The organism is Flavobacterium sp. C3NV, from assembly GCF_046825355.2.
Classification (GTDB): Bacteria; Bacteroidota; Bacteroidia; order Flavobacteriales; family Flavobacteriaceae; genus Flavobacterium.
Genome location: NZ_JBKQBJ020000018.1, coordinates 39225 through 56809, shown reverse-complemented (window position 1 = coordinate 56809; position 17585 = coordinate 39225). Strand labels below are relative to the sequence as shown.

18 protein-coding genes are annotated in these 17585 nt (G+C 33.5%); 13 read left to right on the top strand and 5 right to left on the bottom strand.

Annotated elements, in window-relative coordinates:
• Nucleotides 1-75: 75 nt before the first annotated feature.
• The 3 genes from ACIDC4_RS21330 to ACIDC4_RS21320 form a co-directional block, all read right to left on the bottom strand.
• Nucleotides 76-420, bottom strand: a complete 345-nt coding sequence (locus tag ACIDC4_RS21330; RefSeq protein WP_412044645.1) for a phage holin family protein — start codon at nucleotides 418-420, stop codon at nucleotides 76-78.
• Between the two features lie 149 nt (nucleotides 421-569).
• Nucleotides 570-1334: an alpha/beta fold hydrolase gene (locus ACIDC4_RS21325; RefSeq protein ID WP_412044644.1), complete on the bottom strand. Its 765-nt coding sequence runs from the start codon at nucleotides 1332-1334 to the stop codon at nucleotides 570-572.
• 136 nt (nucleotides 1335-1470) lie between these two features.
• Nucleotides 1471-2184, bottom strand: a complete 714-nt coding sequence (locus ACIDC4_RS21320; RefSeq protein ID WP_412044643.1) for a pyridoxine 5'-phosphate synthase — start codon at nucleotides 2182-2184, stop codon at nucleotides 1471-1473.
• Nucleotides 2185-2300: 116 nt separating this feature from the next.
• Here ACIDC4_RS21320 and ACIDC4_RS21315 point away from each other — a divergent pair, with 116 nt between their 5' ends.
• The 8 genes from ACIDC4_RS21315 (at nucleotide 2301) to murI (ending at nucleotide 10733) form a co-directional block, all read left to right on the top strand.
• Entirely contained in the window at nucleotides 2301-2960 is a 660-nt protein-coding gene (locus ACIDC4_RS21315) for a CBS domain-containing protein (protein ID WP_412044642.1), read from the top strand.
• Between the two features lie 89 nt (nucleotides 2961-3049).
• The gene (locus ACIDC4_RS21310) at nucleotides 3050-3937 is read left to right on the top strand and encodes an NAD kinase (RefSeq protein ID WP_412044641.1); all 888 of its coding nucleotides are present in this window, start codon (nucleotides 3050-3052) and stop codon (nucleotides 3935-3937) included.
• Between the two features lie 173 nt (nucleotides 3938-4110).
• Nucleotides 4111-4800, top strand: coding sequence for a type IX secretion system protein PorG (gene porG / locus ACIDC4_RS21305; RefSeq protein WP_412044640.1), 690 nt, complete (start codon nucleotides 4111-4113; stop codon nucleotides 4798-4800).
• A gap of 4 nt (nucleotides 4801-4804) precedes the next feature.
• Nucleotides 4805-5545, top strand: a complete 741-nt coding sequence (gene uppS, locus ACIDC4_RS21300; RefSeq protein WP_412044639.1) for an undecaprenyl pyrophosphate synthase — start codon at nucleotides 4805-4807, stop codon at nucleotides 5543-5545.
• Nucleotides 5478-8225 carry a BamA/OMP85 family outer membrane protein gene (locus tag ACIDC4_RS21295; RefSeq protein ID WP_412044638.1) on the top strand — a complete coding sequence of 916 codons (2748 nt, stop codon included), beginning with the start codon at nucleotides 5478-5480 and terminating at the stop codon, nucleotides 8223-8225. Before uppS ends, ACIDC4_RS21295 begins: the two co-directional genes overlap by 68 nt.
• 46 nt (nucleotides 8226-8271) lie before the next feature.
• Nucleotides 8272-9282, top strand: coding sequence for an OmpH/Skp family outer membrane protein (locus ACIDC4_RS21290; protein WP_412044637.1), 1011 nt, complete (start codon nucleotides 8272-8274; stop codon nucleotides 9280-9282).
• Between the two features lie 15 nt (nucleotides 9283-9297).
• Nucleotides 9298-9801 (top strand): OmpH/Skp family outer membrane protein, encoded by a 504-nt coding sequence (locus tag ACIDC4_RS21285; protein ID WP_412044636.1) that lies wholly within the window; start codon nucleotides 9298-9300, stop codon nucleotides 9799-9801.
• A gap of 155 nt (nucleotides 9802-9956) precedes the next feature.
• The gene (gene murI / locus ACIDC4_RS21280; protein WP_412044635.1) at nucleotides 9957-10733 is read left to right on the top strand and encodes a glutamate racemase; all 777 of its coding nucleotides are present in this window, start codon (nucleotides 9957-9959) and stop codon (nucleotides 10731-10733) included.
• Between the two features lie 4 nt (nucleotides 10734-10737).
• Here murI and bamG read toward each other — a convergent pair whose 3' ends face one another.
• On the bottom strand, nucleotides 10738-11973 hold the full coding sequence (gene bamG, locus ACIDC4_RS21275; RefSeq protein ID WP_412044634.1) for a BamG family beta-barrel-assembly machinery protein: 1236 nt from the start codon (nucleotides 11971-11973) through the stop codon (nucleotides 10738-10740).
• Entirely contained in the window at nucleotides 11974-13302 is a 1329-nt protein-coding gene (locus ACIDC4_RS21270; protein ID WP_412044633.1) for a DUF4270 family protein, read from the bottom strand.
• 281 nt (nucleotides 13303-13583) lie between these two features.
• Between ACIDC4_RS21270 and ACIDC4_RS21265 the strand changes: the two genes are divergently transcribed.
• The 5 genes from ACIDC4_RS21265 to ACIDC4_RS21245 are packed head-to-tail and all read left to right on the top strand — an operon-like array spanning nucleotide 13584 to nucleotide 17569.
• The gene (locus ACIDC4_RS21265) at nucleotides 13584-14375 is read left to right on the top strand and encodes a DUF6268 family outer membrane beta-barrel protein (RefSeq protein WP_412044632.1); all 792 of its coding nucleotides are present in this window, start codon (nucleotides 13584-13586) and stop codon (nucleotides 14373-14375) included.
• Between the two features lie 16 nt (nucleotides 14376-14391).
• Nucleotides 14392-15399, top strand: coding sequence for a Kelch repeat-containing protein (locus ACIDC4_RS21260; RefSeq protein ID WP_412044631.1), 1008 nt, complete (start codon nucleotides 14392-14394; stop codon nucleotides 15397-15399).
• The gene (locus tag ACIDC4_RS21255; protein ID WP_412044630.1) at nucleotides 15389-15721 is read left to right on the top strand and encodes a DUF4907 domain-containing protein; all 333 of its coding nucleotides are present in this window, start codon (nucleotides 15389-15391) and stop codon (nucleotides 15719-15721) included. The genes ACIDC4_RS21260 and ACIDC4_RS21255 overlap by 11 nt, the downstream gene beginning before the upstream one ends.
• The gene (locus ACIDC4_RS21250) at nucleotides 15722-16846 is read left to right on the top strand and encodes a sensor histidine kinase (protein ID WP_412044629.1); all 1125 of its coding nucleotides are present in this window, start codon (nucleotides 15722-15724) and stop codon (nucleotides 16844-16846) included.
• Between the two features lie 12 nt (nucleotides 16847-16858).
• Complete coding sequence (locus ACIDC4_RS21245) at nucleotides 16859-17569, top strand: dioxygenase family protein (protein WP_412044628.1); 711 nt, start codon at nucleotides 16859-16861, stop codon at nucleotides 17567-17569.
• Nucleotides 17570-17585 lie beyond the last annotated feature (16 nt).

The following is a 17585-nucleotide window of genomic DNA, read 5'->3' as shown; positions in this document are numbered from 1 at the left end:
AAAATTTTTGCAACCCAACCAAGTTTTTAATCTATTGTATTTGAAGACGTTTTAAACACGCTTTCAATATTTATTTTATTTGTCGTCTCCAAGTATCTTATAAGTAATAGACTGAAGAATAGACAGTATGACACTAAACAATAATGCGGTCCAGAATGAGTCGACTGCAAAACCTCCGACAATATTGGTACACAACATAATAATGACAGCATTAATTACTAATAAAAATAAACCTAAAGTTATAAAGGTAACCGGCAATGTCAGGATAACCAATATTGGTTTTATAAAAAGATTTAGCAATCCTAAAACAATCGCAACGATTACTGCCGTGCCAAAACTTGCGACATGTACTCCGGTTAAAAAATTAGCAATTAACAACACCAAGGCCGCAGTAACAAGGAGTCTAAGTAATATTTTCATATTTTTTGATTTTAAAATTTTAATAAAAGTAAGGAATTTTATTATTATTTTTTTGCCACAGATTAAAAGGTTTTTTTTTGCCACAATTTTCACAAATTAAAATTGAGACAAAATTGAATTAACATTCGCGTAAATTCGTGGAAACTTTTTTATTCTTTTAAAAACTGAGTCGTTAATTCAAAAAATAATTTAGGATTTTCAGCATGAAGCCAATGTCCTGCATTTGGAATCGTTTCGAACTTAACATTTGGAAATTGTCGACGAATGGCTTCAAAATCTGAATCCTGGATATATCCTGAACTTCCTCCGCGAATAAATAAGGTTGGTTTATCGAAAACCAAATTCTCATCTAAAGCTTTCCCGATAGCATCCAGATTATTATTGAAAGCGGCAAGATTGAATCTAAAAGCCAATTGCCCGGGTTCCTGCCAATATAAGTTTTTTAATAAAAACTGACGTGTTCCAAAATCAGGAACGTATTCTGACAAAGTTGCTTCGACATCATTACGGCTTGGTTTTACAGAAAAATCTATTGCATTTAAACCTGCCAAAATATCCTGATGGTGTTGTTTGTAAAATCTTGGGCCAATATCGGCCACAATTAGTTTGTCTACAATTTCAGGATGTGTGGTGGCAAAAAGCATGGCTACTTTTCCGCCCATCGAATGTCCAAGAATATCTATTCTGGTTAATTGATTTGCCTGACAATATTCGAAAACATCCTGCACCATGGCTTCATAACTCCATTCGTCTGAATGAAAACTACGTCCGTGATTTCGTAAATCTAAAATATGAACCTGAAATCCGGCTTCTACATATTGTCCTGCCAAAGTTTTCCAGTTATCAGACATTCCTAAAAATCCGTGCATGATCACGAATGGTTTTCCTTCGCCTTCTATTTTTGAGTATAACATTAAATTTTACTTTAAATATTTATTTTATCCTTAAAGATCACATAAAGCTACGCAAGCAACTCCTGAATTTTCTTCATTTTTTTTGAGAATCTCTGTGCATTCTTAGTGCAACTCTGTGAAATAAACTTCAAAAAATCTATTTCAATTTATTCAAATACATATTCACTACATTATCCAAACCAAGATATAATGCCTCTGCAATCAAAGCGTGACCAATAGAAACTTCTAACAAACCTGGAATATTTTGGTTAAAGAACTGTACATTATCTAAACTTAAATCGTGACCGGCATTAATTCCTAAACCTAATTCGTTGGCCAATTCTGCTGCTTTTACATAAGGATCGATTCCGTTTTTGTTTCCTAAATCATATTGGTGTGCAAAAGCCTCGGTATACAATTCGATGCGATCTGTTCCTGTTTTTTTTGCTCCTTCGATAATTTCCAAAACCGGATCAACAAAAATCGACGTTCTGATTCCGTTACGCTGAAATTCCTGAATAACTTCAGTCAAATAGTCCTGATTTTTTATCGTGTCCCAACCTGCAGAAGATGTAATTGCTCCAATTGCATCAGGAACTAATGTTACCTGCGTTGGCTTGCATTCTAAAACCAAATCGATAAAATTATGCTGAGGATTTCCTTCGATATTATATTCGGTATGAACAATTGCTTTTAAATCACGCGCATCCTGATAACGAATATGACGCTCATCCGGACGTGGATGAATCGTAATTCCTTGTGCTCCGAATTTCTGAATATCCGTCGCTACTTTTAATAAATCAGGAACATTTCCTCCTCGTGCATTTCGAAGGGTTGCAATTTTATTGATATTTACACTTAACTTTGTCATATAAATAGATAATTAATTCTAGTAACACTATATTTGTTACGACAAAAATACAAAGTAAAACGTAGCAGTTTTTGCTATTTTTTGATTATTTTGCATGAAATATCCTTAACAGATTTATGACAGAAATTATAAACTATATCACCAATGATTTTAGAGCGATAGACAGTCAGGAAACGATAGCCACGGTTCAGGACTTTTTTGCTGATTTGAATTTTTCGCATTTTCCGGTTTTGGAAAACGGAATTTTCATTGGAAGTATCGCTGCTGATGATGTTGAAACTTTTGATACAGATAAAAAAGTTATTGATTACAAATATACTCTGGAACGCTTTTTTGCCCGAAAATCGATGATGTGGCTTGATGTTTTAGAAGTTTTTGCAAAGAATCATACTAATGTAGTATCGGTTCTTGACGAAAACAATGCTTACATTGGCTATTATGAAATGGAAGATATCATGAAATTTTTTCAGGAAACTCCATTTTTAAAAGAGCAAGGCGGCATAATTATCGTTCAAAAAGGGCTTTTAGATTATTCTATGGGTCAGGTAACCCAAATTGTAGAAAGCAATAATGGTAAAATCCTGGGCTGTTTTGTATCTGAAGCTGATCTCGAGAATGTACAAATTACCATAAAAATTGGCGTTGGGCCTATGAATGAAATTATTCAGACATATAGAAGATATGGTTATGAAATTATTTCAGAACATCAGGAAGACGCTTACATCAATAGCCTGAAAGAACGCTCCGATTACTTAGACAAATACCTTAATATATAATATGATTGTTGAAGTGGTTAACTGGTTAATCATTTTGACGAAAAAATTAACGATTAAACAATTCAACAAAAAAATCGATTAAACATCAGATGAAAATAGCCATTTACGGACAATATTATCAAAACAGTACCGAACCTATAATTAAAGACATTTTCTTGTTTTTTAAGTCGAATAATGTCGAGATGGTAATTGAAGAAAACTTTCTGGAAATGCTTTATGAAAAAGAGCTCGTTAAAAAAGAGTACAAAACTTTTTCGTCAAGCACATCTTTAGATGATAGTTTTGAGATGCTAATTAGTATTGGCGGTGACGGAACCATTTTAAGAGCCGCAACTTTAGTACGTAACTCAGGTGTACCTATATTAGGAATTAATGCGGGAAGATTAGGATTTCTGGCCACTGTTCCTAAAGAGAGTATTGATAATTTTTTACAGTTTGTAATTGATAAAAACTATACGATTTCTGAAAGAACGTTACTCAGCATAACTTGTGATCCAAAAAACGACGCAATCGAAGAGAATCTGAATTTTGCCATGAATGAAGTGACTGTGAGCCGAAAAGATACTACATCGATGATTACGGTTGATACCTATTTAAATGACGAATATTTAAACTCATATTGGGCAGATGGCCTGATTATTTCTACACCTACCGGTTCTACAGGATATTCACTAAGCTGCGGAGGCCCCATTTTAACTCCAAATGTCGAAAGTTTAGTCATTACACCAATTGCCCCACATAATTTAAACGCCAGACCCCTTGTAATCCCGGATAGCACAGAGATTAAACTTCGTGTTTCAGGAAGAGAAGATCGATATTTAGTTTCGTTAGATTCCAGAATTGCTTCGGTAAAAAACGAATCGGTTTTAACAATCCGAAAAACAGACTTTAAAATAAATATGATCGAAATTCCAGAGGAAACTTTCTTAAAAACCTTACGAAATAAATTACTTTGGGGAGAAGATAAGAGAAATTAAGCCCTTTTATGATTCACCACTATACGATAATACCACTATTTGCCGTTCTGCATGTATCGAATCATCATTAAATGTCTCAAAATCATATTGTAAATTTAAAAAAAAGCACATTTAACTAAAGGAACGTTGATTCGTATCGATAATTATTATATTTGCACGCAATTTTGAATTAAATGAAGAAAATTTTTAATTTATTGTTATGTTTTTTCCCCTTTATCACACTAAATGCTCAAATCAATGAGATTGGTGTTTTTGTTGGTGGAAGTAACTTTGTTGGTGACGTAGGAAGTACTACTTATATTGCTCCTGAAAAACTGGCTATTGGTATTTTGTATAAATGGAATAAAAGTCCGCGTCATGCGTATCGCTTTTCTTATACGCAGTCAACTGTAGCGGGAAATGACCTGGATTCGAAAGAAACAGGACGAAACCTGAGAGGTTATAGTTTCAAAAATGACATAAAAGAACTATCTGCAGGATTAGAATTTAATTTTTTCGATTTTAATCTGCATGATTACCATACAAAGGTTACTCCTTATATATATTCGGGAGTAAGTTTTTTTCTTTATGACCAATTGTATCGTAACATTGCAAATCCAGACGTAATGCAAAAGCAAAACGGAAGTTCGTTTGCTATACCTATTATATTAGGTATAAAATCGAATATAGCACCGCACTGGGTTTTAGGAGCCGAAGTTGGAGCCCGTTACACTTTTACAGACAATATTGACGGAAGCAACCCCAATACAAACAGTGCAAACGTACTGCAATTTGGAAATTTAAATAATAATGACTGGTATGTGTTTTCAGGTATCACTTTAACATATACCTTTGGACAAAAACCTTGCTATTGCGCATATTAATAAAATGAATTTACTAGACTCTATAGATCACACAAACTTACCCAAACATTTGGCCATAATTATGGACGGAAATGGCCGTTGGGCAAAACAACAAGGTTTTTTAAGAGCATTTGGTCACGAAAACGGAACAAAATCTGTAAAAAAAACAATTACAACTTGTGCCAAACTTGGTATTGAGTACTTAACATTATATGCTTTTTCTACAGAAAACTGGAATCGTCCTAAATTAGAGGTCGAGGCATTAATGAGAATATTAATCAATTCATTAAAAAAAGAGCTTGTTACTTTGCAGGAAAACAATATCAAACTTAATGCAATTGGAAATCTTGACAAATTACCAAAATCAGCTCAAAAAGAGTTGTTGGATGTAATAGACAAAACAAAAAATAATACCCGTCTTACTCTAACCCTGGCTTTAAGTTACGGATCAAGAGAAGAATTGGTAAATGCCGTGAGAATCATCAGTGATAAAGTTAAAAATAATATAATTTCAATAGACGGTATTGACGATTCAATTATAAATGAGCATCTTTACACGCAAAATTTACCTGACGTAGATTTATTAATACGAACAAGTGGAGAACATAGAATAAGTAATTTTTTGTTGTGGCAAATCGCCTATGCAGAATTATATTTTACTAATGTCTTGTGGCCAGACTTTAAAGATCAAGATTTATATGAGGCTATTATTAGTTATCAAAAAAGAGAACGTAGATTTGGAAAAACCAGTGAACAAATTAAATAATATTTTAGTGTTACAAAAAAGAATACAAATAGTCCTTACCCTAGTTCTTTTGGGTAGTTTTTCACAAATAAAAGCACAAGAAAGAGTTCCTTTTGATCAGGGAAAAAAATATATTCTTGCTAAAGTTTCTGTTGTTGGTAAAATAAGCTTCAATGAACAAACTGTTGTTACCTTTTCCGGCCTTCAAAAAGGACAGGAAATAGCCGTACCTGGTGAAGAAATCAGTGGCGCTATCAAAAAGTTAGGTAAACTTGGCCTATTTGATGAAATTGCCTTCTACGTCAACAAAATCGAAAATGACAGTATTTATTTAGACCTTAACATTGTTGAGCTTCCTAAACTAAATGAGGTAAAATTCGTTGGTATAAAGAAAAGTAAAGTCGAAGGACTAATTAAGGACAACAATTTGACCAAAAACAAAATTGTCAACGAAAACTTAATTACGACAACCAAAAATTATATAGAAAACAAGTATAAAAAAGACGGATTCTATAACACCAAAGTTACCATTACAAATACTCTTGATACCGTAAACGGTCATCACGTAAATATGCTTGTTCGGGTAGACAAAGGTGATAAAGTAAAAATCAGCAGTATCGATTTCATTGGAAATAAACAACTTACCAGCTCTCAATTAAGAGCTGCTATGAAAGATACAAAGCAAAAAAATGTGCTTCGTATTTTAAAATCTTCAAAGTTTATTCCTGAAAAATACAAAACCGACTTAGAAAAAGTTGTTGCTACCTATAAAGAAAAAGGATATCGTGATGCACGTATTATTTATGATTCTGTTACGTATAACAAGAAGAAAAATATGCTTGCCATCAAAATAAAGATGGAAGAAGGAAACAAATATTACTTTGGTAATATTAAATTCCTTGGAAATACAGTGTATCCCGATCAATTGTTAAGCCGTTATTTAGGAATTAAAAAAGGTGAAACTTATAATGGAGTTTTACTTGAAAAACGTATCGCCGACAAAACAAAACCTGATGCAGAAGACATTACAAACTTATACCAAAACAATGGTTATTTGTTCTCTAATATCAATGCTGTAGAGGTAAAAACAGTAAACGATACTATCGATTTTGAAATCAGGGTTACAGAAGGACCTATTGCTTATTTTAATAAAATATCTGTAGTAGGAAACGACAAAACCAATGACCACGTTATCTACCGTGAGCTTAGAACTAAGCCGGGAGAAAAATACAGCAAAGAACAATTGGTTAGAACTATTCGTGAAATTGGACAATTAGGATTCTTTGATCCTGAAGCAATTGATCCAAAATTCAAGAATGTTGATGCCGCTGCAGGAACTGTTGATATCGAATACCACGTAGTAGAAAAAGGATCCAGCCAGGTTGAACTTCAGGGAGGTTACGGTGGTGGAGGTTTCATTGGAACCTTAGGATTATCTTTTAACAACTTCTCTGCAAGAAATATATTTAATAAAGAGTCTTATAAACCATTACCAATGGGAGACGGGCAAAAAGTATCGCTTCGTTTACAAGGAAGTACTTATTTCCAAACGTATAGTATATCGTTCTCAGAACCATGGTTTGGAGGTAAAAAACCAGTACAATTTAGTTCATCTATATCGTACAGTAAACAATTCCTGAACAATTATGCGACAAGAAGTGTAGATAAAAGTAAAAGTTTTAACATCTTAACATTACAAGTAGGTTTAGCTAAACGTCTTACTGTGCCGGATGATTACTTCGTATTATCACAATCTGTAAGTTACCAACATTATGACTTAAATAATTACAACACAGGATTATTTACATTTGGTAACGGAGCATCGAGAAACTTAGCCTATACAATTGGACTTTCAAGAAGTAATAAAGGGGTTAACCCAATATTCCCAACTTACGGTTCAGACTTTAGTATTTCTGCAAAAGTAACACCTCCTTATTCATTATTTAATGGTATTGATTATGGGAATTTACAAAATGAAAAAGAATACAAATCACAATATACAGGATCGCCAACTTCTGGGGTAGACGGCCAACCTCTTAATACTGGTGATTACGTAAAAACAGAAACTGTAAACGGTCAGTCAGGAATTGTAAGTGTTGGATCTGATTTTGCCAGTGCAGATACTGATCAGGGGAAAGTCGATCAAAAGAAATACAACTGGTTAGAGTATTATAAAATTAAATTTAAAGCAGACTGGTATACTAAACTGTATGGTAAATTAGTTCTTAGAACATTAACAGAGTTTGGTTTCTTAGGTGCTTACGATCAAACAAGAGGTGTTGTACCGTTTGAACGTTTCTATTTAGGAGGAGACGGAATGCAAAGTTACTCAATGGATGGTAGAGAAACTATCGGATTAAGAGGTTATGAAAATAACTCATTAACTCCTGTAAATGCCAACAATGAGCAAATTGGAGCAACAATTTATAACAAATTCTCAATGGAATTACGTTATCCAATTACATTAAAATCATCTGCGTCGATCTATGCGTTGGCCTTTTTAGAAGCTGGTTCATCATATCCAACTTTTAAAGATTACAACCCATTTGACCTTTATCGTTCTGCTGGTGTTGGTTTACGTGTATTCATGCCTGCGTTTGGATTATTAGGTATTGACTGGGGTTACGGATTTGATCCTCAACCAGGAGAAACTAAAGCACATGGTAAAGAAATTCACTTTATTATTGGACAACAGTTTTAGTAGAAATTTTAGTACATTTGTTTGAAATTTCAAATAGACTAGTATTATGAGAAAACAATTTTTATTTATATTTTCAGCTTTGATTGTAGCATATACAAGTCAGGCTCAGACGAGGACGACAAGGATTGGTTACATCGACATGGAATATATTCTAGAAAATGTTTCAGATTATAAAGAAGCTAAGGCTCAATTAGAGCTAAAAGCCCAAAAGTGGAAACAAGATATAGAAGCCAAAAAACTCGACATCAATAAACTTAAAGAGGGTCTTAAAGCCGAAAGAGCTTTACTAACCAAAGAACTTATTGATGAAAGGGAAACAGAAATTAAGTTTCTGGAAGATGAAATGCTCACGTATCAGGAGAAGCAATTTGGAGCTAATGGAAACTTGATCCATCAAAAAGCATCATTGGCAAAGCCAATACAAGATCAGGTTTTTACTGCTGTTCAGGATATAGCAGAAGCTAAAAATTATGATTTTATCTTTGATAAATCATCTGATTTAACAATGCTTTTTAGCAATAAAAGATTTGATATTAGCGATCAGGTTATACGTGTTTTAAACCGAACTGATAAGCGCGAGCAATTGACCAAAAAACAATTGAAAGACCAGGAAGCCAAAGAAAAAATCGAAAATGCGATTGATGAAAATCCAGCAATGCAGGACAGACAAAAAGTATTAGACGAGAAAAGAGCTGCCAGAGAAAAATTAATTGAAGACAGACGATTAGAGCAGGAAGCTAAGAAAAAAGAATACGACGATCGAAGAAAAGCAATTGCAGCTGAAAGAGAAGCGAAAAAAAATGGCACGGTTTCTGAACCAGCTAAAACAGAGGCAACCAAAACTGCTACTGACGCAACAGCAAAACCTGCCACAACAACAGGGACTGAACCAACAACTACAGTACCCGCAGTTGATAAAGCAGCAGAAAGACAAAAGCTTTACGAAGAGCGTAAAAAAGAATTAGAAGAAAGAAGGAAGAAAATTTTAGAAGAAAGAGAAGCGGCCAAAAAAGCGAAAGAGGCCGAAACACAAAAATCAAATACGACCAATAATTAATTAATATTTTTAAAAATGATGAAACAAATCAAAACTTTACTAATTGCTGCCATTTTAATTTTAGGAGCAAGTAACACAATGAACGCACAAGCTAAGGTAGCTCATGTTGATGTTAGCGAGATTATGTCGAAAATGCCTGCAATGCTGGATGCACAAAACCAATTACAAAAATTAAGCGGTACATACGATGCAGAATACAAAAAAATGGTTGACGAATACCAAGTAAAAATCAAAAAGTATGAAGGTGAAGCTGCAACTGTAACTGATGCTGTAAACGGAGAACGTTCTAAAGAAGTTCAAGACATGCAAAAAAGAATTGTTGACTACAGAGACAACGCTCAAAAAGAATTACAACAAAAAGAAACTGACATCGTAAAACCATTAATGGAAAAAGTTAGAGCTTCTATCCAAAAAGTTGGAAAAGCTAAAGGTTTCCAATATGTATTAGATGGTTCTACTCTTTTATTAGCTGATGGTCCAAACTTGACTGCTGATGTAAAAAAAGATTTAGGATTCTAAAAAACAGATTTCTTAAAATAAAAAAAAACTGCTTAAACCTGTAAAGATTTAAGCAGTTTTTTTTTACATTTAATTAAAACTAAAAAACCGAAATATTCGCACATTTCACGTAAATTGGAATACTAAATTATTTCAAAAAACACTAAATTTGTATCATGACGAATAACAATCCTATAGGCGTTTTTGATTCTGGTATTGGAGGAACTTCCATCTGGAATGCCATTCACGACTTACTTCCAAACGAAAAAACAATTTATTTAGCCGATAGTAAAAATGCTCCTTATGGTCAAAGAACAAAAGAAGAGATTGTTGCCCTGAGCAAAAAAAATGTTGATTTTTTACTTGACATGAATTGCAAACTTATTGTTGTTGCATGCAATACCGCGACGACAAATGCTATATTAGAACTTCGTGCAGATTATGATATCCCGTTTATAGGAATTGAACCTGCCATAAAGCCGGCTGCTAATAACTCAAAAACACAAGTAATTGGTATTTTAGCTACTAAAGGAACGCTGAATAGCGAGTTATTCAATAAAACGGCAGAGATGTTCCAGAACACTAAAATAATTGAACAAGTGGGCTACGGACTGGTTCAGCTTATCGAAGACGGAAATCTAAATTCTCCTGAAATGACTCAATTATTAGAATCATACTTACAGCCTATGATCGATGCTAATATAGACTACCTTGTTTTGGGTTGTAGCCACTACCCTTACTTAATTCCTCAGATTAAAAAAATACTACCGGAGCATATTCAGATTATTGATTCTGGGGAAGCTGTTGCAAGACAAACTCAAAATATTTTGCGCGATAAAGTTGGTTTTAATGACAATCAAAAAAGCGATCCTGTATTTTATGTCAATTCAAATCCTGAGGTTTTAAAATCAATTTTAGAATATAAATATCCTGTAATTCAAAAAGACTTTTAAGCCCTTAATCTATTTTTCGTTTAATAAACCATATTCCATCTAATGATAAATTAAGAGATAGTTTGTGATAATTCTCTTTTATTAAATTGTTCGAAATACTTCCTTTTTGTCCGTACGAATACGAAATATTCAGGGCCGAATATGTGTTTTCCAGTGGTAAAGAAAGTCCAAAAGAAACCGCTGCATTATTGACACGTTTTCCGTCGACTTCCAGGTAACCGGTATCAAAGTTTACCCCTGTCGCATATTGAATTCTATCCCAATATTTTCGAACATTCTTTTTAGTTCTATAAGTAAATCCAAGGGCAAATCGATCCTGATTGACAAAATTACCATACAACTCAGATTGATTACTGTCACTCCATAAACTTTTTTCGTAATCTAAAGTCATGTTCAGATTATTTTTAAAACGTTTACTGATTCCAATACCCATTTCTAAAGGCATATAGTAATCGTCTGTATCTGATTTAACATTAGACTCTACAGTAGTGATAACATCATCTGCAATGGTTTGAACCGTTTGAACCTTTGATGCTTTTATTTGAGCCGGGAGTTTGAATGTGGTAGCAATGGTAAAAGTAGAATCAATTTTATATTGCGCTCCTAATGTACCACGCCAGCCATTATAAGTTGTTTTTTTCTGAATACTGGTAACAGAATTCGAAATCAAAAAGCTTCGATCATCACTTGTATTCCCAAACACTACAGCTGCCGATGCACCAACAGATAATTTTTTCCCTAATCGGTATCCATATGAAAAATCAAAATTATTTAATCCCCCGGAACCCATCGCAGTTAAATAGTAATAATCCTGACTATTTTCTATAGGTAGTTTTAAATTTGAAATTTTAAAAGCAGAACTCGAATATGGTTTTAAAGCCACACTAAATCCGGAATTTTTAGTAACCGGAAAGGCAAAAGCAATATGCGAAAATTGAAAATTATTACGGCTTTCGCTTTTCGAATTGTTTTGATAGGTTGTCGCAATAGCTTTTCCTCCTATATCAAACATAAAATGATTTTGAGGTAAATATCCTAATGAGGCCGGATTGAGATTATTTATAAAAGTATCTGATGGCAAAGCAATTCCTGATGAACCAATGGAAGGAATTACACCAAAATCAGCATCATATAAACTCCCCACTCCATATAACGAATAAGGTGAACTTGAAATACTTTGCGAAAACGAAGTTAGCGACAATACCATGAAGCAACTTAAATACACTATTTTACTTTTCATTTAATAAGAGATGTAATAAATTTTAAGCTGGATTTTATTGTTTAAGTTTTTTTGATCCCCTAAAACAATTCGGCCTACAGCTTTAGAAATGGAAGGCAATGTTAGAATAAGAGACGATCTGGAATCAGTATTTTTTAGCATTTCTTTCTGTAAAAAAGCGCCGATGGGAATTGTATATCCAACATTTTCATTAAACTCATCACTTTTTTTATTCAGGATACCAAAAACCGCAGTTCCTGCAGAATTCTGTAATGAACCGCTCAATCTGTTCAAATTATCAGCCACATAAATCCGTAAGGAATCAGCCAAAGGATATTTTTGAGAATATGTATTACCAACGGGTTTCAGGAGAATTTTAGCATCTACAATTGCCCCATTGGCAGCTATTTTTTTTAGCTGTTTGATATTCGGAAAATCGATTCTGCACGCGACACCTGTACCCGATTGAATAAATCCCTGCCTATTCGTTAATGCACTTGAAAGCTTACTGCTCGATACTGGTAAATTTTCGAGTAAAGTTCCTGTTTTGTCAGACGAAACAGCATTGAATTGTTTCGAAGCATCTGTAATGGTGAAATCTAGTATAAAAGGAACCTCTTCAGTGTCTGCCTGATATTTTGAGTAATACAGTCGGACTTTGCTTGTTGTGACATGAAAACCAATAACGCTGGCAGAATTTGAAGTTTCCGGGACAAGAACAAGACCTTTTAGATATTCATTAAAACTATCAAAGTCTGTAATCTCTCTTTTCTTTAATTTCTGAAAAAGAGCAGCACCAAAAACATCACTCATTTTAATATTAACAGAGTCTTTTTCAATTGGCCTGGGTTTATAAGATATTGTTCCTAAACTTTCATCACTATAAGTTAAAGATGAATTATTATAGAAGCTTTTATCCTCAGTATTAGGCTTTACTTTTTGAGTTAGCCGATGAATATTAAAAGTCTGCACCTTTGTGGTATCGCCATAATAATAGTTATCATATTTTAAAATCATCGAAATAGAATCAAAAACGTAATTGGTTGTTTCTGTATCTGAACCGCTGGTATTTAATACATATGAATCTGAAGCCAATTGAAAATAACTGTTCGATTTTACTTTCCCAAAAATTGGATCTTCATAATTCCCTATCAAAATGCGGTTTTGACTGGAGGTAACAAGAGAGTCGAAATTTATCGTAGACATGTCGACCGTAACGGTATCAATTAAAATAACTTTATTACCCACCGCAAGATAATCTGACCCTACAACAAATTCGCCGGCATCAGAATCAGTTCCGCATGAAATTACGGTTACTGCCAAAAACAACATCAATATAAACTTGTGCATATTCAATTTTTTCAACAAATATAAATTGCACTCTTCTGCACTTCACTATAACATATACAACCGAGCGTTTTTAGACTATAAAAAGCAATAAATCATCTACAACATATTAATACTGTCAAATACTTCATTCGGCCTTAAAAATTGCCGTTTAGTCTATCAAAAAGTACTGTACATATATCTTCTTTTTTTTAAAACCACTAGCCACCTACTTTTGAACCAATAAATAAGTAATGAAAACAAGGTTTTTAATTTGTTCGTTTTTTTTGATTTCAATTTTCAATATGAAAGCTCAGGAGAACTTTTCAGTATATGCGAATGCAAAAACAGAACCTACGGATAAGATTAAATTTAACGAAACCAATATTGGTATAACATTTAGTAAAGAAATCGGTTCGAAAAACAAAATCACAAACACACTAGAATATTCGAATTTGAAAGTGAATTATGAATTAGACAGCAATATTACGTATGAGAATTTGGATCAGTATAATCAGATTCAGAACAAGTTTGAATTTTCTCACGAGCTTTCGAAGACAACAAATCTGAATTTTTCGATTACACCAACAGTAAATTTTCAAAGCAATTTAAATAGTGATGATTTTACTCTTTTAGGAAGTTTTGAGGTTCAGCAGCAACTCAGTTCAAAGACGTTTTTCAGCATTGGAATCGCAAGAACAACCATTTTTGGTTCTCCTAAATTCCTGCCAGTTGTATCCTTAAACTACAAAGTAAATAACGAAGCTTTTGTATTCCTTGGTTTTCCGGATTCAAAAATTTCATACTCAAACAATATTCGAAACAAGTTTAGCATAAACAATAGTTTTAATGGTAATTTTTATCATTTAGACCCAGAAAATAATCTAAGTAATAATGCCTCAAAAGTGAGCTTATCGCAAATGACCACAGCACTTGAATACGAAAGAAATGTAGACAAAAACTGGTTTCTGAATTTTAAGGCAGGCTATGATTTTAACAAAAAATATAACCTCATCGATAATGACAATCATACAGTGTATGATTTTAATACCGGTAATGGTTATGTTTTAGGAATTGGCATCAAATACAAACAATAAATAAATTTAATACACTATGAATAATTTAAAAAAAGGAATATTATTCGCAACATTGTTTTCGGGTCTGTTTTTTATAGGCTGCAGCAACGACAATGACGACGATGATTTAATGGGAAACTGGACAAAAAAATCGGCATTTGATGGTCCTGCAAGATCCAGTGCTACCAGTTTTGTTATTGGAGATTATGCTTATGTAGCAACAGGTTATACTGGTGACGTTTATTTAAAAGATTTATGGGCGTATAATTCTACTGGAGATTATTGGGAACAAAAAGCTGATTTTACAGGAATTGGCAGAAGTTCTGCTTCTAGTTTTATGCTTAATAATAAAGGATATGTTGGTCTTGGCTATGACGGAACCAATAAATTAAAAGATTTTTATCAATATGATCCAACAAGTAATAGCTGGACTCAAAAAGCTGATTTTGCAGGAACAGGACGTTACGCTGCAGTAGGTTTTCAGGCTGGCGGAAAAGCTTATTTTGGAACTGGTTATGATGGAAATTACCTTAAAGATTTCTACCAATACAGCGACCAGACCAATACATGGACACTCGTAAATGGATTTGGAGGTAATAAAAGACGTAATGCTACGGTTTTTGTAATTGCAGATAAAGCTTACTTAGTTACAGGAAGCAACAACGCCGTTTATCAGGAAGATTTTTGGGAATTTGATCCTGCCACAGAAGTATGGACCAGAAAACGCGACATCAGTAAAAACACTGATGATGACTACACTTATAATGATGAATATGCAATTGTTCGTTCTAATGCTTCTAGTTTCACCATGAATGGATTAGGATACCTTGTGGGTGGAGAAAATGTAAAAACAACCTGGGAATACAATCCTTCAACAGATTTATGGGCAGAAAGAACGCCAATGGAAGGAGCCAGCAGAACAGATGCGGTTGGTTTCGCTATTAACAATCGTGGTTTTTATATGCTTGGAAGAGTAGGTTCAACCTATTTTGATGATGCATGGGAGTTTAAACCTTTAGAGGAACAAAACGACAATGATAATTAACATAAAAAAACAATTCTTCTGGTATAAAATCCGGAAAAATTTAATGTTGCTTTTACCGGTTTTACTATTTACAGCTTGTGTAAAAAATGAAAAATTTAAAACGGAATCCTTTAGAACTACGTCAGGTTGGGGTTATTCCATTGCTTTTAAAAATAAAATTATAATCAGGCAATCTATAATTCCGGTAATAAGCGACACTAAAAGTTTTACTACTGAAAGTGACGCCTTAAAGGTAGCTCATTTAGTAGCAGAGAAACTCAATCATAACATATCACCAACCGTAACCAAAAATGATTTAATTTTATTAAAAATTAAATTATAAATGACAATAGACACTATCAGAAATACGAGTTCAAATAAAATTTTATTTCATTGCATCATATGGATTTTCTTCATTCTGACTTCATTAATTCAGTTTTACGAAAGCCCGTTCAGGATCAACAATGATTTTTATGTACAATGGGCTACAGGAATTATCCTGTTCTATCTCAATTACTTTTATTTAGTTCCCGTATTGCTTTTAGAAAAAAAATACTGGCTGTATTTTGTATTTGTATTTGCTCTTATTTTATTATTTATGATTATAAGGATTAATTATTTTATTCCTGACTTTTCGCAGGTAAGACAATTAAAGCCCAGCAATATTATGCACACCATACCGCCAGAAGATTTTAAATTAATGTATAAAGGCCGAAGAGTAAGAGCTGCGGTGTTAGCAACAAGACAGCCTTTATTTTTCAAAATTGGACCTTCATTTTTTTATATCTTAATTATTACCATAAGCGCAATTATTAGAACGCTTACAGAATTTTATAACAATCAGCAAAACAAGTTAATTGCCGAAACGCACAGAACAAATACTGAATTGATTTATTTGCGTAAACAAACCAATCCGCATTTCTTATTCAATTCCTTAAATAGTATTTATTCCCTGGCACACAAGAAATCTGATTTGGTCCCTGATGCCATCGTAACATTATCAGAACTCATGCGCTATATGCTGTATGAAACAGATAACAAAACGGTGGCTTTAGAAAAAGAAGTCAATTACATCCAGAATTATATCGAGTTACAAAAACTAAGGCTTAACAATATCGAAGACATTGTGATCAATGTACATGGCGATACTAGGAACAAGTTTATCGAACCTTTATTGCTTATTTCGTTTGTTGAAAATGCGTTTAAATACGGAACCGATTATAAAGGTGCAGCACATGTAAAAATTAAAATCTTTATTCTTGAAAACAGCCTTGATTTCTGGATCGAAAATACCATCGAAAACTATATTAAAGATCCTGAAAATTCAGGAATTGGATTGGTAAACATTCAAAACCGACTGGATTTGCTTTATCCAAACGCACACGAACTCAACATTACTCAGGACAATCAATATTATCGTGTGCATCTGAATTTAAAATTAGATAAAATTCAAACCGCAATAAATTAAACATAAAGGATTATGGACAGAAAAAAATTCATTCGAAATGGTATTTTAGGAATTGCTTCACTGGCCACAGCTTCTAAATTATTAGAATCATGTTCTAAAAGTGACAATGATAATTCCGGTTCAGACACTTCTGCAGATGGAAGCTGTTCTGTTTCTCCATCAGAAACCAAAGGTCCGTTCCCTATTAAAACACCAAGTCAGCTAGTTTTAGAAAACATAAAATCTGACCGCGTTGGAGTTGCTTTGCTAATTAATTTAGTTATCGAAAATAAAAATAATAATTGCTCGCCATTGGCCGGTGTTTTGGTCGATGTATGGCATTGCGACAAAGATGGTAATTATTCAGAATACGGCGGAACTTCGATGCAACAGACCGACTATACTTCGGTTCATTTTTTAAGAGGAAGACAAACCACAAATTCAAAAGGAGAAGTTTCGTTTCTTTCAATTTTCCCTGGCTGGTATCAGGGCAGAGCACCACACATACATGTTGAAGTTTTAAGCACCAGCGGCTCATCGTTATTGGTCACACAAATTGCCTTTCCCGAAACTGTTTCGAGTACCGTATATTCGAGTACTAACTATTCCGCTCACGGTCAAGCCGATACTTCGAACACAAAAGATAATGTCTTCTCTGATAGTCTGGCTGATGAATTAGCTACCTTAACAGGTAATCTAACAGATGGTTACACTTTAAGCAAAACAATTATTGTAAAAGGATAATCAGTCATAATCCGTA